12 protein-coding genes are annotated in these 13,486 nt (G+C 63.8%); 7 read left to right on the top strand and 5 right to left on the bottom strand.

The annotated features are described in order from the left end of the window. Window positions 1-74: 74 nt before the first annotated feature. The 5 genes from add to VIH17_01930 form a co-directional block, all read right to left on the bottom strand. Entirely contained in the window at window positions 75-1,175 is a 1,101-nt protein-coding gene (gene add, locus VIH17_01950; protein ID HEY4681995.1) for an adenosine deaminase, read from the bottom strand. 29 nt (window positions 1,176-1,204) lie between these two features. After that, window positions 1,205-2,062 (bottom strand): hypothetical protein, encoded by an 858-nt coding sequence (locus VIH17_01945; protein HEY4681994.1) that lies wholly within the window; start codon window positions 2,060-2,062, stop codon window positions 1,205-1,207. A gap of 29 nt (window positions 2,063-2,091) precedes the next feature. Beyond that, on the bottom strand, window positions 2,092-3,615 hold the full coding sequence (locus VIH17_01940) for an amino acid permease (protein HEY4681993.1): 1,524 nt from the start codon (window positions 3,613-3,615) through the stop codon (window positions 2,092-2,094). Window positions 3,616-3,621: 6 nt separating this feature from the next. Then, window positions 3,622-5,931: a UvrD-helicase domain-containing protein gene (locus tag VIH17_01935; GenBank protein HEY4681992.1), complete on the bottom strand. Its 2,310-nt coding sequence runs from the start codon at window positions 5,929-5,931 to the stop codon at window positions 3,622-3,624. 105 nt (window positions 5,932-6,036) lie between these two features. Beyond that, a complete protein-coding gene (locus VIH17_01930) occupies window positions 6,037-6,633 on the bottom strand; it encodes a hypothetical protein (GenBank protein HEY4681991.1) in 597 nt (198 codons plus the stop codon). A 139-nt stretch (window positions 6,634-6,772) separates the two neighbouring features. On the opposite strand from VIH17_01930, the gene VIH17_01925 reads away from it, so the two are divergent. The 7 genes from VIH17_01925 to VIH17_01895 form a co-directional block, all read left to right on the top strand. Then, on the top strand, window positions 6,773-8,164 hold the full coding sequence (locus VIH17_01925; protein ID HEY4681990.1) for a 3-deoxy-D-manno-octulosonic acid transferase: 1,392 nt from the start codon (window positions 6,773-6,775) through the stop codon (window positions 8,162-8,164). Then, a complete protein-coding gene (gene lpxK, locus VIH17_01920; GenBank protein ID HEY4681989.1) occupies window positions 8,161-9,276 on the top strand; it encodes a tetraacyldisaccharide 4'-kinase in 1,116 nt (371 codons plus the stop codon). Before VIH17_01925 ends, lpxK begins: the two co-directional genes overlap by 4 nt. Next, window positions 9,273-10,352 carry a lipopolysaccharide heptosyltransferase II gene (gene waaF, locus VIH17_01915; protein HEY4681988.1) on the top strand — a complete coding sequence of 360 codons (1,080 nt, stop codon included), beginning with the start codon at window positions 9,273-9,275 and terminating at the stop codon, window positions 10,350-10,352. Before lpxK ends, waaF begins: the two co-directional genes overlap by 4 nt. Further along, complete coding sequence (locus tag VIH17_01910; GenBank protein HEY4681987.1) at window positions 10,345-10,920, top strand: HAD family hydrolase; 576 nt, start codon at window positions 10,345-10,347, stop codon at window positions 10,918-10,920. Before waaF ends, VIH17_01910 begins: the two co-directional genes overlap by 8 nt. Then, window positions 10,917-11,981 carry a PfkB family carbohydrate kinase gene (locus VIH17_01905; GenBank protein HEY4681986.1) on the top strand — a complete coding sequence of 355 codons (1,065 nt, stop codon included), beginning with the start codon at window positions 10,917-10,919 and terminating at the stop codon, window positions 11,979-11,981. The genes VIH17_01910 and VIH17_01905 overlap by 4 nt, the downstream gene beginning before the upstream one ends. Further along, window positions 11,978-12,511: an adenylyltransferase/cytidyltransferase family protein gene (locus VIH17_01900; GenBank protein HEY4681985.1), complete on the top strand. Its 534-nt coding sequence runs from the start codon at window positions 11,978-11,980 to the stop codon at window positions 12,509-12,511. The genes VIH17_01905 and VIH17_01900 overlap by 4 nt, the downstream gene beginning before the upstream one ends. 67 nt (window positions 12,512-12,578) lie before the next feature. Then, on the top strand, window positions 12,579-13,486 hold a 908-nt coding region (locus VIH17_01895; GenBank protein ID HEY4681984.1), incomplete at its 3' end, for a glycosyltransferase family 9 protein.

Genomic DNA, 13,486 nt, shown 5'->3' with positions numbered 1-13,486 from the left:
ATCCAAGAACGCCTGATAGGGTGTTCGCCGCTGGGTCGATAGCCCTGGTGGGCACCCCCAGCAGCCTGAATTTCTCACTCTGACAGTAACTCTCTGGCTCGCTTGCGGAAGGTTTCAAGGAGCGGGAGCTTCTCCTCGGGTGGCAGGAAGGCGGATTCAAAGCTCATCTCGGCGATGCGCACGAGCTCCTCGGGAGCGAAGTCCATTGCCTGTGCAGCGAGCTGATATTCGCGAAGAAGGTTGGTGTGGAACAGGGCGGGATCATCGGTCGAAATCGTGACCCGCAGGCCGCGGTCGAAAAATTCTCGCAGCGGATGCTGGCTCAAGGCAACCTCGCCGGCGGTGAGACCGCGCAAGCCCCGCCGTGGGCGGGGCAAGCGGGCCAGCGCGCCGGTAGCCAGATTGCTCGTCGGGCAGCACTCGAGCGTGATTTGATCGCGCGCGAGTTGCTCCATCAATTCCGGGTCGAGCACCGCATGGATGCCGTGGCCGATGCGTTCGGCGCCGAGAAGTTCAACCGCGTCGCGGACACTTTCCGGCCCGGCCATTTCGCCGGCGTGGGCGGTGAGCCGCAAGCCCTGCGCCCGGGCATAGTCATAAACGCCGCGGAACAAGGCCGGCGGCCAGCCTTCTTCATCGCCGCCGAGGCCGAACGCCACGACCCCTTCCGAGCGGTATTGCGGCGCAAGCTGCGCTACTTCCATCGCTGCCTCGACGCCGAATTGGCGGGCAGCGTCAAAGATCCAGCGCACTTCGACGGGAAAATCCTTCTTTGCCTGCCGGTAACCTTCGAGCACGCCGCCAAAAAAGGCGTGAGGGTCCTGCCGGCGGCGCAGCATCACTCCGGCAGAGACGGTAATCTCGGCATAGGCCACATTCTGGCGATGGAGCTGTTCGATCAGCCGCGCCGTGGCCAGGCCAAAGTCAGCCGGCGTGCGCAGATGCCCGACCGCCCACTTGAACGCTTCGAGAAAAGCGGCGAAATCGCCGAAGCGATACCGGGCGCGCACTTCCTCCAGGGACATGCCGGCCGAAGCTCCCGTCCCGACCGTTTGGGACTCGGGGCGGCGCGCCAGCTCGAGGATCGTTTCCGGCTCGAGCGAGCCTTCCAGGTGCAAGTGAAGTTCGGCTTTCGGAAGGTATTGAAGCAGATCGGCGAGACGAGCGGGAGCCATGGTTCGTCCCTCACCATAAATCGCGCTGGTTACTGAACCGGCGGGGAGGGCTGGCCGGCGTTGAGCCAGGCGGTGAACCAGTAGGAGCCGATGTCGGTGGCGGCGTCGGTGAGCTGCCGGGCGAGCACCGCTCCGGCTTGATTATAGAAGCGGTCGTAGTATTCGTCGGTATAGTCCGGGAGATCGGAACGGGAGCGCTGGTCGGCGAGCAAGATGTTGTCGAGCCAGGCATGGGCTTCGGTCACCATGCCAAAGGCGTGTTCGGTGGAGTCGGGAATAAACATCGCCGGGTTGGGGCGAATGACAAAGAAAAGGGAATAGCGATCCACCAGGCTGGTGTCAAAGCGCAGGTTCACCCCGGGCTGATGCGATAGGCCGCCACTCCAGTTCTCGGTGGTGCTGAAGGGATCGTGCGCCTCGCCGACGTAGAAGGCGAGCGCCGCCGCCAGTTCGCGCGCCTCGTCCCAGCGATGGGCGCGCATCGCTTCCGTGAGCTTCAGGCTGTAAACCCCCACCTGCCAGGGAAGCAAGCCGTTCTGATTGAGTTTCAGCGAACCGATCTTGGCGAGCGCTGCCTTGTAGTCGTGGGGAATGCCGGGAAAAGGGAAGCGGCCGTAGCGGTCGAGGTAGATGTAGTGATTGCGCCGCTCGGCGGGATTGCGCTGCAGGGCGGCGGTCGGGTCGGTGACGTGCTGGACGATGAACGAGCGGCTGGCCTCGAAATAGGGCTGGAGCTCTGGCGGCAAGGCATCCACCGCCTTGTTGGTCATCAGCCGGTGCGCCGAGGGGCCCCAGGCCAGCCCTTTCGCCGGCCACCCTGCCAGCGCCGCCAGCAGCACACCCGTTGCCAGAAATCTCCTTCCCGCATGTCGGGCAGAATCGCCCACTGCTCTCCTTGCTCCTTCGGAGGAATCTCTCAGGATGAATCCTTGACCGATCCCTCAGAGGGAATGTGAAGCTCGCTTCGCTTGCGGCTGTAAACGGTATAGATAATCAGCCCGATCATCAGCCAAATCACAAAACGCAGCCAGGTTTCCACTGGCAGGCTCGCCATCAGGATGACACACGACGCTATGGCCAGCAAGGGGATGACGGGCACCCAGGGCGTACGAAAACCTCGTTTTCGTTCCGGCTGTTTTTTTCGCAGCACCCAAACCCCGGTGGAAACCAGCATGAAGGCAAACAGCGTGCCGATGTTAGCGAGGTCGGCCAGCGTGCCGATGTCAAAAATGGCTGCCGGGACCGCCACCACCAGGCCGGCAATCCAGGTTGAGATATGCGGGGTGCGAAACCTGGGATGAACTTGCGAAAACGCCCCGGGCAGCAGCCGGTCGCGCGACATCGCGAACCAGACGCGCGCCTGGCCGAGCTGAAACACCAGCAGGGAGCTGATCATCCCGGTAAGCGCGCCCACGGTCACCAGAAATTCGATCCGGCCCAGGCCGATTTGCTTCAGGGCGTTGGCGACCGGGGCGGCATTGGCCAGCGTTTGAAACGGGCGAATGCCGGTCAATACGATCGCCACGGAGACGTAGAGCACCGCGCAGACGATCAGCGAGGCGATGATGCCAATCGGCAAATCACGCTGTGGCCGCCGGCATTCTTCCGCCGCCGTCGAAACGGAATCGAATCCGATATAGGTAAAGAACACGATGGCGCCGCCGGTGAGCACCCCTTGCCAGCCGTTGGGCATCAACGGGTGCCAGTTGGCAGGTTGGATGTAACGCGAGGCGGCAAAGATGAAAATCAGGATCGCCACCAGTTTTACGCCCACCATCGCCGTATTGGCGCGGGCCGATTCGCGGATGCCGATCACGAGAAGAACGGTCAAGAGCATCACAATCAAAAAGCCCGGCAGATTGAAATGGAGCGACCAGCCAGCGGCTGCACTATAGGCCGGTTGGCTCAGAGCTTGCGGGAGGTGAATCCCGAAAAGCCGGAACAAGCTGTCCAGGTAGGCGGAAAATCCTACCGCCACCGCCATGTTGCTCACCGCATACTCCAGGATGAGGTCCCAGCCGATAATCCACGCAAAGATCTCGCCCAGCGTGGCGTAGGAGTAAGTGTAGGCGCTGCCGGCGATGGGAATCATGGAAGCCAGCTCGGCGTAACACAGGGCGGCAAAACTGCATGCGATCGCCACCAAGGCAAAGGAAATGGCAATCGCCGGGCCGGCGCCGGGGCGACCGCCCAAACCCACCGCATTGCGGCCGTGGAGAAGCACATCGAGCAAGGGCGCCTTCAGCACCGAGGGAATCAGCACGGTTTCGCCGGCGGCAGCCGTTCCGGTCAGGATGAAAATGCCGGTTCCGATGATGGCCCCGATGCCGAGCGCAGTGAGGCTGAGAGGGCCAAGCGTTTTTCTCAGCCGTTTGCCCGGCTGCTCGGAATCGGAAATAAGTTTGTCGATGCTCTTGGTGCGCAGCAGTTGTGAGGCCATCGGTGGTCAGGCCCTCTCGAGTTTGGCGTATCGTTCGACCAGCTTTTTTCGGCCGTAGCCCGGAAAACTGACGGTAATCTTCCGGTCGGGGCCATCGCCCTCGACGGCCAGCACCGTGCCGACGCCGTAGGTGGGATGGCTGACGCGCTGGCCGATGAGCGGGTCCAGGCGACGCGAGGCGGGCACGGGCTTGCCCGCGCCCCGATCAAATCGGGGCCGGCGGCTGGCCGGGTTGCGCCGCCATCGCATCTGCGCCTGATCGTATTCATCGTCGCGCACGTAGGTTACGGTCTCATCGGAGTAAAGGATGCGGGCCGCCTCCTGGCCTACCCGCTCGACCGAGTCGAAAGGGATCTCGGAGAGAAAGCGGGAAGGCTCGCTCACCTCCGCCAAATCGCTTCCGTAGAAGCGCCGGTAGCGCGCGCCGGTAAGGGTGAGGGCGTCCTGGGCGCGGGTCATGCCCACGTAACACAGCCGGCGCTCCTCTTCCAGTTCTTCCTGGGTGCCGAGCGAGCGCGCGTGCGGAAAGAGCCCCTCTTCCATCCCGATCAGGAAGACGCTTTCGAATTCGAGTCCTTTGGCGCTGTGAAGGGTCATGAGCGACACCGGCGCGCGCTCATCATATTCGTCAGCGTCGCTCATCAGCGCCGAATGGTCCAAAAACTCCTCGAGTGTCTCGCCGCGGTCCTCGGCCTCGCCGGCAGCGTTGACCAGCTCGGTCAGGTTTTCGAGCCGCGGCGAAGCTTCCTCTCCACCCGCCTGCCCTGAACCAGTATGGTTCAGGGCCTGCTGGAGCATGTCCAGGTAGCCGGTGTGCTCGAGGATCCAGCGGAAAAGATCGGCCAGCCCAAGCGAGGAAATCCTGGCGGCAATCTCCTCCACCAGGCGGCGAAAATGGCGAAGCGGTTCGACCGACCGCAAGCGGCCGCCGCCGGCGGATTCGATGAGGGAGCCGAGAGCGGCCCAGAGGGAACCATTTGTTTCTTTCGCGGCCTCGTGCAGCGACTCCAGGGTGGCTTTGCCGATGCCGCGGGGCGGGACATTGATGATGCGGAGCAGCGCGGCGCTGTCTTCCGGGTTGATGCCCAGCCGCGCGTAGGCCAGCAAGTCTTTTACCTCGGCCCGCTCGTAAAAGCTGATCCCGCCCACAACACGATAATGGATGCCGTACCGGCGGAGCGCTTCCTCCATGGGCCGCGATTGGAAGTTCGTCCGGTAGAGAACAGCGATCCGGCTCTTGGGCGCTTGCCCGCCAAAATCTGTTTGGGGATGCAAAGCACTTTGTTTTGGGCGGGCTTGCCGCTGGAAGCGGTCCGTCTCCGCTGCCACGAACGCGGCTTCGTCCTCCACATCTTGGGCTTCAAAATAGCGCAGTGTTTCGCCGCCCGGGCGGACGGCCAGCAAGGTCTTGCCGATGCGCCGCTCGTTCTTCCGCACCACTGCGCTCGCCGCCGAGAGGATCATCTGGGTCGAGCGATAGTTTTGCTCGAGCTTGATCATGCGCGTGCCTGGAAAATCCTTCTCGAAGCGGAGGATGTTGCCGACATCGGCGCCGCGCCAGCCGTAGATGGATTGGTCTTCATCGCCCACGACGCAAAGATTTTTGTGGCGCTCGCTCAGCAATCGAATCAGTTCGTACTGCGGCCGGTTGGTGTCCTGGTATTCGTCCACCAGGATGTGAAGGAAGCGCGCGTTATAGCGCTCGCGGACGTCGCCATGTTTGCTGAGGAGCAAGACGGCCTTGAGCAATAAGTCGTCAAAGTCAAGCGCGCTCGCCTGCCGCAGCAAGTGCTCGTAGGCTTGATAGACGGAAGCAATCTTGGCGTCGCGCTCGCTCATCGCCCGGGCAAAGAACAGCTCGGGCGCAAGGCTGTCGTTCTTGGCGCGGGAGATGCGCTCCGCCACGCTGCGCGGGGTAAACACGGCTTCGTCCAGCCCGAGCTGCCGCAGGGCCCGTTTGATGACCGACGCCTGGTCCTCTTCATCGTAGATGGCGAAATCGCGGCGGTAGCCGAGCGCAGCAATCTCCCGCCGCAGAAGCCGCGCGCAAAAGGAATGAAACGTGGAAATCCAGGGCGCCGGGTCGAGCCCGCCCACGAGAGCGGCGACGCGCTCTTTCATCTGCTCGGCGGCTTTATTGGTAAAGGTGACGGCCAGAATGCGCTCGGGGGCGATGCCAGTCTGGAGGAGATAAGCCACGCGGTAGGTAATGACGCGGGTTTTGCCGCTGCCGGCCCCGGCCAGCACCAGCACCGGCCCGCCAATCGCGGTGACCGCCTCGCGTTGCTCGGGATTGAGATTGTCCAATAGAGACATCGACGCTTCGTGGCGAGCCGCGAGGGATTTCCAAAAACGCGATTCTATCCCAGCGTCCCGGATTAGGCAAACGAGGCCACCCGGGGCGGGAGCGGTGCCTCTTCTCTATCGAAATTCCATTTCAAAAAACATGAGTGGTTGGCCGGTCGAAAGATTTTTGACTTCCGGGATGTAGATGCGGGCGCGGGAGACGGCTTGAAAATCGCCGCCGATATCGAAGAAGAGGAATCCGCGGGCAGTAGCGCCGGGAGGAATCGTGCCGGCTTCGAAGAAATGCGGGGCGAGGGCGGCGCGAGCTTTTTCGTACTGTGCCGCCTTCTTGCTGCGCGGCAGGGGCGGCCAGCGGGAAGGCACCGTCTCGCGCGTTTTGGTTTCGCCGACGAGCCGACGTGTCAGCTCTTCCATGGTGAGGGCGCGCAGTTGCCATCCCGCAGAGCGGGCCAGCAATTGCGCCGCCGCCCAGTTCACGGTCATCCCCTGCCCGGTTTCATTCTTGACGATCATTTCGACGGCCAGCACGCCGGCCTTGTGGGGCGCGTAGGAGCCGAAGACTCGCTCGGCACGCGCCCGCTCAAGATACGGGTCAGCCGCCATGGCCACGCCCTCGTGAGCATCATGCGCGGGATAATCGCGTGGATTTGGTTGACGGCTTAGCTGCTGTCCGAAGGCAAGCGCCACAAAGAAGAGAGCTGCCGTTGCCATGAAAGGCTTCAACCGAGCCATCCGGAGTCTTAGATGCCCCTCTGGCCGGACGGTTGCCCGTCCAGCAGAGCGGGAGCAGCCCCGATTTATCGGGGCAAGTTATAATAGCCGAGTTGACTGGAGCGCGCGGGCAAAGCCTATGTATCTTCTCTACAGCTTGGTCCTGACCCTCGGCATGTTGCTGCTCTTGCCGTGGTTTCTTTATCAGGCGCTGCGGCGCAGAAAATATCTGGGCTCGGCCTACCGGAACCAGCGCTTCGGCTTCTTGCCCGAGGAGCTTGTGCCGCCTGGCGAAAGCTCGATCTGGATTCATGCGGTTTCCGTGGGAGAAGTGTTAGCCGTGGTGCCGCTGGCCAAGCGGATCAAAGAACTTTTCCCGGACTTGCGGTTGCTGGTTTCTACGACCACGCTCACCGGCCAGGAGATGGCGAAAGCCCGCCTCGGCGGGCTTGCCCTGCCCCAGGGCGGGGCTGATGGTTTTTTCTATTTCCCTTTTGATTGGCCGGGCCCGGTGCGGCGTGCGCTGCGTCGAGCCAAGCCGAAATTGGTGATTATTGCCGAAACGGAGATCTGGCCCCATTTTCTTCGCGAGGCGTCGCGCGCCGGCATTCCGGTCGTTTTCGTCAACAGCCGCATTTCGGATCGCTCTTTCGGGCGCTACCAAAAAGTGAAATGGTTTACCCGCTCGGTGCTCGCTTTTCCGGTTGCGTTCCTTACGCAGACGGAAGAAGACCGCCGGCGGTTGATCGAGCTGGGCGCGCCGGCGGAGAAAGTTCGGGTGAGCGGAAATTTGAAATATGACCTGGCAGAGCCGCCCTCAACCTGGCTTCTGGAAGAGCTTTCGCAGGGCATGGCCCGGCACGGGCGTGAGCCGGTTCTCGTTGCCGGGAGCACGATGCCCGGTGAAGAAGAGATCATCGGTGCTGCCTTCGCCGAATTGCAGCGGAGGGTTCCCAAGGCGCTCTGGATTCTGGCGCCGCGCCATCCGGAGCGCTTCGATGCGGTGGCCGATTGGGTGCTTCATCGCGGTTGGCGGCTTCTCCGGCGCAGCCAAATGGCTTGCCCTGATCCCGCCGTTGCGGGACCGAGGGATGCGGCGACGGCCGTGGAGAACCTGGATTGGCCGGAAGTTTTGCTGGTGGATTCGATGGGCGAGTTGGCCGGGCTCTACCGTTTGGCAACGGTGGCCTTCGTGGGTGGCAGCCTGGTCGCGCAAGGCGGCCACAACCCGCTCGAACCGGCACTGTTTGCCCGACCCATTGTGTTCGGGGCTTCGATGGAAAACTTCCGGGAGATGGCGCGGGCGCTCGTGCATGAGGGAGCGGCGGCGGTGGTCACCGACGCCAAGGAACTGGAGAACACATTGCTCGCGCTGTCAGCCGATGAAGCCCGGCGCCAGCGCATGGGTCAAGCCGCGCGGGAATTCGTCGAGCGGCACCGCGGCGCTACCGAACGCGCCCTCGGGGTCATCCGAGAGATTCTCTCGCTCCGACCGGCGGCCTGCCGCGGCGCGACCGGGGTACTTCGATGATTCACAACCCCTTTTTGCGAGCGATCCTCAGGCCCCCGGCGGAACTCTATGGCCGGATGATGCGCCTCCGGGCGGAACTCTATCGCCGGGGTGTGCTGCGAGCGGCGCCGTTGCCCGGCAAGACGATTTCCGTCGGGAACCTGACTCTGGGTGGCACGGGCAAAACGCCCATGGTGATTTGGCTGGCGCGGCACCTCCAGGCAGCCGGTTATCGCCCGGGAATCTTGGCCCGCGGCTATGGCCGGCGCGATGCAAACGAGTTGGTGGTTCTCCGGCCTGCCCCGAACCAGTACGGTTCGGGGCCAGGGGAAGCCGGCGACTCCCGAACGATCAGGACTGGTGACGAAGCGCTTCTTTTTCGCCGGCATCTGCCGGATGTGCCGATTGGTCTTTGTGCCGACCGGGTGCGGGCGGCGAATGCCCTGGCCGCCGAGTGCGGGGTCAACCTGTTTCTGCTCGACGATGGCTATCAGCGGCTGGACGTGGCGCGGGACGTGAATCTGCTTTTGGTGGACGCAAGCGAAACGACCAGCGCCGGTCAGGATGGACTGATTCCCATCGGCCGGCTGCGAGAGCCGGAGTCAGCCGCCTCACGAGCCGACCTCATCCTTCTGACGCGATGCGAGGAGAGATCCCGCCAGGACGTGCCGGCAAGCGAGAGCATGCTCCGGGAGAAATTACGTCGCCTTACTGCCGCGCCGATCTTCCGCGCGCGCACACGTCCGGTCGGCTTTTTTCTCGCAGAGCGGGACGGGCAGATCGTACCCGAGGGTGAAGTCCGCCGAGGGCAATGGCTGGCCTTTTGCGGAATCGGAAACCCGGCTGCGTTTTTCGCTGATCTCCGGCGGTGGGGTCTCGAGCTCGCGCATTGCATCTCTTTCCGCGACCACCATCGCTACTCGCCTGACAATCTGGCCTTTCTCGAAAAGGAAGCCGAGCGCAGGGGCGCCACCGGGCTCATCACGACCGAAAAGGATTTCATCAACCTGCCGCCGGCAACTCCCCGCCCGGGCAAGGCGGGCTTGCCGCTCTACTACTGTCGGATTGTGTTGGAGCCCGTCGAACCTGAGTTCTGGCAGGAAATTTTGCGCCGCCTGGAGCAGGCCGGATGAAGCTCGATCAGGCGAAGAAAATCCTCATCCGCGCTCCGAATTGGGTGGGCGATGCCATCCTCTCCTGGCCGGCCGTCGAAGCGATTGCGCGGGCCTTGCCGTCCGGCGCTGCGGGATCGGTGCTTGCGCGCCCGGCCGTCGCTGATCTCTACCGCGAACTGTCCATAATCAAGGAAGTGCTGGTGGCGGATGCCGTCGCTTCGCCCGGCCGCTTGAGCAGGGGCCTCAGCGATCTCGCTCGGCTGAGCGCTCGCATTCGAAGCCGTGAATTCGACGCCGCCATCCTCTTGCCCAACTCTTTCCACGCGGCACTCGAGGCGTGGCTGGCACGGATACCGTTGCGCATCGGCTATGCGCGCGATGGCCGATCGCTCTTGCTGACCGAGGCGGTGCCGCCACCCAGGAAAGGGGAAATCCCTCCGCACGAGAGCTACTACTACCTCGAGCTGGTGCGGCGCGCCGGGCTGCTGGAAGAATTGCCCGAAATGGGCGAGGTGCGGTTGCCTCTTGGCGCAGCGGGGCTCGAGCGAGCGAAGCAAAGACTGGCTGCTGCCGGCCTGCGCGACGGCGGGCTGCGCATCGCGTTCGCCCCCGGCGCCAGCTACGGTTCGGCCAAGTGCTGGCCGGTGGAGCGCTATGCCGGGCTGGCGGACGGCTTGATTGATGCGTTTCAAGCCGATGTGCTACTCTTTGGCTCCCTGGCCGACCGGCCGGTGGCGGAAGCGATCGCTGGCGCGATGAAACACCGCGCTGCCGTCTTTGCGGGCGAAACGAGCCTGCCCGAATTTGCCGCGCTGCTGCGTTGCTGCGATCTTTTTATCGGCAACGATTCCGGCGCCATGCATATCGCGGCGGCGGTGGGCCTGGCGGTGGTGGCGATTTTTGGTCCGACTGACCCGGCTGGCACGGGGCCGCTCACCCGGCGGCGCACCCTCGTGCAACACAAAGTTTTCTGCAGCCCCTGCTTCTTGCGCGCCTGCCCGATTGACCACCGTTGCATGAAGCGCATTGAGGTGAATGAGGTGTTTCGAGCGGCGGAATATTGGCTGAACCGGAAGGATGTCCCGAATGCCTGAAGCCGATTCGCGCCGAGCTGCCATTTTTTTTGACCGCGACGGCACTCTTGCCGATGAGATCGGCTACGTGAACCACATCAGCCGCTTTCACGTGCTGCCCTGGGCGGCGGAGGCGGTGCGGCGCGTGAACCAGGCCGGCCTGATCGCGGTGGTGGTCACGAATCAATCGGGGGTCGCCCGGCGAATGTTTCCCGAAACTCTGGTGAAGGAGATTCATCGCCTTCTCGACCAGAAAATCAAGGAAGGCGGGGGAACTCTGGCGGCGATCTACTACTGCCCGCACAGCCCCAACCAGGAGTGTGATTGCCGCAAACCGAAGCCGGGGATGCTGCTCCGGGCCGAGCAAGAGTTGGGCATTGACCTGACGCGGTCGTACCTGATCAGCGATCGCTACATGGACGTGGAGATGGCGCATTTGGTGGGTGCGCGGGCCGCGCTGGTGATGACCGGGTACGGGCTGGGCGACTGGGAACACTACCGGGGAACTTGGCCGCGCCAGCCGGAAGTGGTCGCCGCCAATTCGCTCGAGGCCGTGGAAGAAATCCTGAAGCTGCTCAAGAGGCGATGAGCCAATCCCGACAAGCCCGCCCAGAACAAGGCCGAACTCCGCGGAAGAGCGGTTTTGGCGGGCAAGCCGAGACCGACCGGCTCGGCAGGATTCTCGACCGCTTTGCCGGGCTCAAGATTCTGGTGATTGCCGACCTGGTGGCCGACGAGTACGTTTACGGAGAAATCGCGCGCGTTTCGCGGGAAGCGCCGGTGGTCATCCTCCGGCATCGCCACGAGCGCATCGTCCCCGGAGGCGGCGCCAACGCCGTGAACAACCTGGCTGACCTTGGCGCCAAGCCCTTGCCCGTGGGTGTGCTCGGCGATGATCGGCCGGGTCAGGCTCTGCTCGAGTATTTCGACCAAAAGAAAATTGATCTGGGGGGCGTCGTTCGCGCGCGCGGCCGCCGCACCACCACCAAGACGCGTTACCTGGCCGGCTGGACGCATACGGCGGCCCAACAGGTTTTGCGGATGGATCGCGAAGCGGGAGAGCCGCTTGCGCCGGCGGTCCTGCGGAAGCTCAAAGCAGCCGCGCAGCGATTCCAAAGAGGCGCGAAGGCGGTGTTGATCTCCGATTATGGTTATGGCGCCGCCAGCCCGGAGCTCGTGCGGGCGATCTCCGCGACCGTCGAAAAGTCCGTCCCCATTACGCTCGATGCCCGTCACAATCTCCTTCGCTATCCGCAAGTAACCGCCGCCACGCCCAATGAGCCGGAGATCGAAGAGCTCTTCGCCCGGCCCATCGGCACGGACGCCAGGAAGCTCGAAGAGTGCGGCAAGGAGATCCTGCGGCGCATGGGGCTGCAGGCGCTGCTGGTCACCCGCGGCAAAGACGGCATGGTGCTCTTCGAACCGGACCGGAAGCCGCAATACATTCCCATCTTCGGCACCGACGAGATCGCCGATGTAACCGGCGCGGGGGATACCGTGATTGCCGTCTTCACGCTGGCGCTGGCGGCCGGCGCCGGTTTCCTGGACGCCGCCCGGCTGGCCAACTATGCCGGGGGAATCGTAGTGATGAAGCGCGGCACGGCCACTGTCACCCGGGAGGAACTTCGCGCCGCCATCGAACGCCGTTGAGCACCCAATCCAAAATTCTGACGCTCGAACAACTCCTTGGGCGGGTGCGGGAAGCGCGCGCCCGCCCCGATGAAATGGGGGCCCGCGGCCGAGGCATCGTGCTCGCCAACGGCTGCTTTGATATCTTGCACGTCGGCCACGTGCGCTATCTTACCGGCGCGCGGGCGGAGGGAGATCTCCTCGTCGCCGGCGTTAACAGCGATGCCAGCGTGAGGCGGTTGAAGGGCCCCGGCCGGCCGGTCCTGGGGGAACGCGCTCGCGCCGAGCTGGTGGCCGCATGCGCCGCCGTGGATTACGTCGTCGTGTTCGAGGAGAACACCGTGGAAAATTTGCTTCTTGCCTTGCGGCCCGATGTGCATGCCAAGGGCACGGACTACACCGCCGAGACGGTGCCGGAGCGCGACGTGGTGCGCGGCTACGGCGGCCGCGTCGCCATTGTCGGCGATCCCAAGACGCACTCGACGAGCGAACTCTTTGCCGCCATCCGCTTGGGACTGACAGGCTTTAGCCCGTCATGCATGCCGCCCTAAAGCGCGGCGCTGCTAACCGCCGACAGGTTCGCTCGCGGTGAACGTTCACGTCTGGCCGCCGAAAGAGATGACCGAACCCCGTTTGCTCATCATTCGCCTTAGCTCGCTGGGCGACGTGGTGCACGCGCTCCCGGCAGCGGCTGCCCTTCGCCAGGCATTTCCGGAAGCGCGGATCGATTGGCTGGTGGAAAAGCGCTGGGCGCCTCTGCTGGTTGAGAATCCCGATTTGGACGAGGTCATCACCGCCGACACCGCTGCCTGGCGACGTCACCCGATGCGGCGGGCCACCTGGCAAGCCATGCGCCAGTGCCGCCGGCAACTGCTTGCCCGCCACTATCAAACCGCCATTGATTTTCAAGGGCTCTACAAGTCAGGCTTGATGGCGTGGTTGTCTGGCGCAACGCAGGTGGTGGGGTTTGCCGGCCGGTTCTGCCGCGAACGCGGCGCGGCCATCTTCTATGATCGAACGGTCGTTCCCGGCGGGCTCCACGTGGTAGATCACAACCTGAGCCTTGCTCGCCAGTCTCAAGGCGGGCGCGCTCAGGTGCCCGGGGCGAAGGCGGCAGCGGCCCCGAAGCTTGGGGGTGGGGTTCCGTTTTTCTTGCCGCGTTTGGAGGAGGCGGAAGCCTACGTCGAGCAACGTTTGGCGGAAGCGAAGGTCGTCAAGTTTTTTGTGGTGCACCCTGGCGGCGGCTGGGGATCCAAGTGCTGGCCGCCCGAGCGCTACGGGGAGCTTTGCCGGCGACTGGTCGGTTCCGGGGCACTCACCGGCTGGCGCGCGGTGGTGAGCTATGGGCCTGGGGAAGAGAGTTTGGTCGAAGCCGTCAGGCGAGCTGCAGGTGAAGCGAGGTTGGTCGTCTTTCCGACCGATTTGCTTCAGTTGATTGCGTTGCTTCGCCGCGCCGGGCTTTTCATCGGCGGCGATACCGGGCCTCTGCATCTGGCGGTGGCTGCCGGGACGCCGGTGGTGGGCCT

The sequence above is a fragment of the Candidatus Acidiferrales bacterium genome (genome assembly GCA_036514995.1).
Taxonomy (GTDB): Bacteria; Acidobacteriota; Terriglobia; order Acidiferrales; family DATBWB01; genus DATBWB01.
The sequence above is the reverse complement of the archived record's forward strand: the minus strand, read 5'-3'. Positions and strand labels throughout refer to the sequence as shown.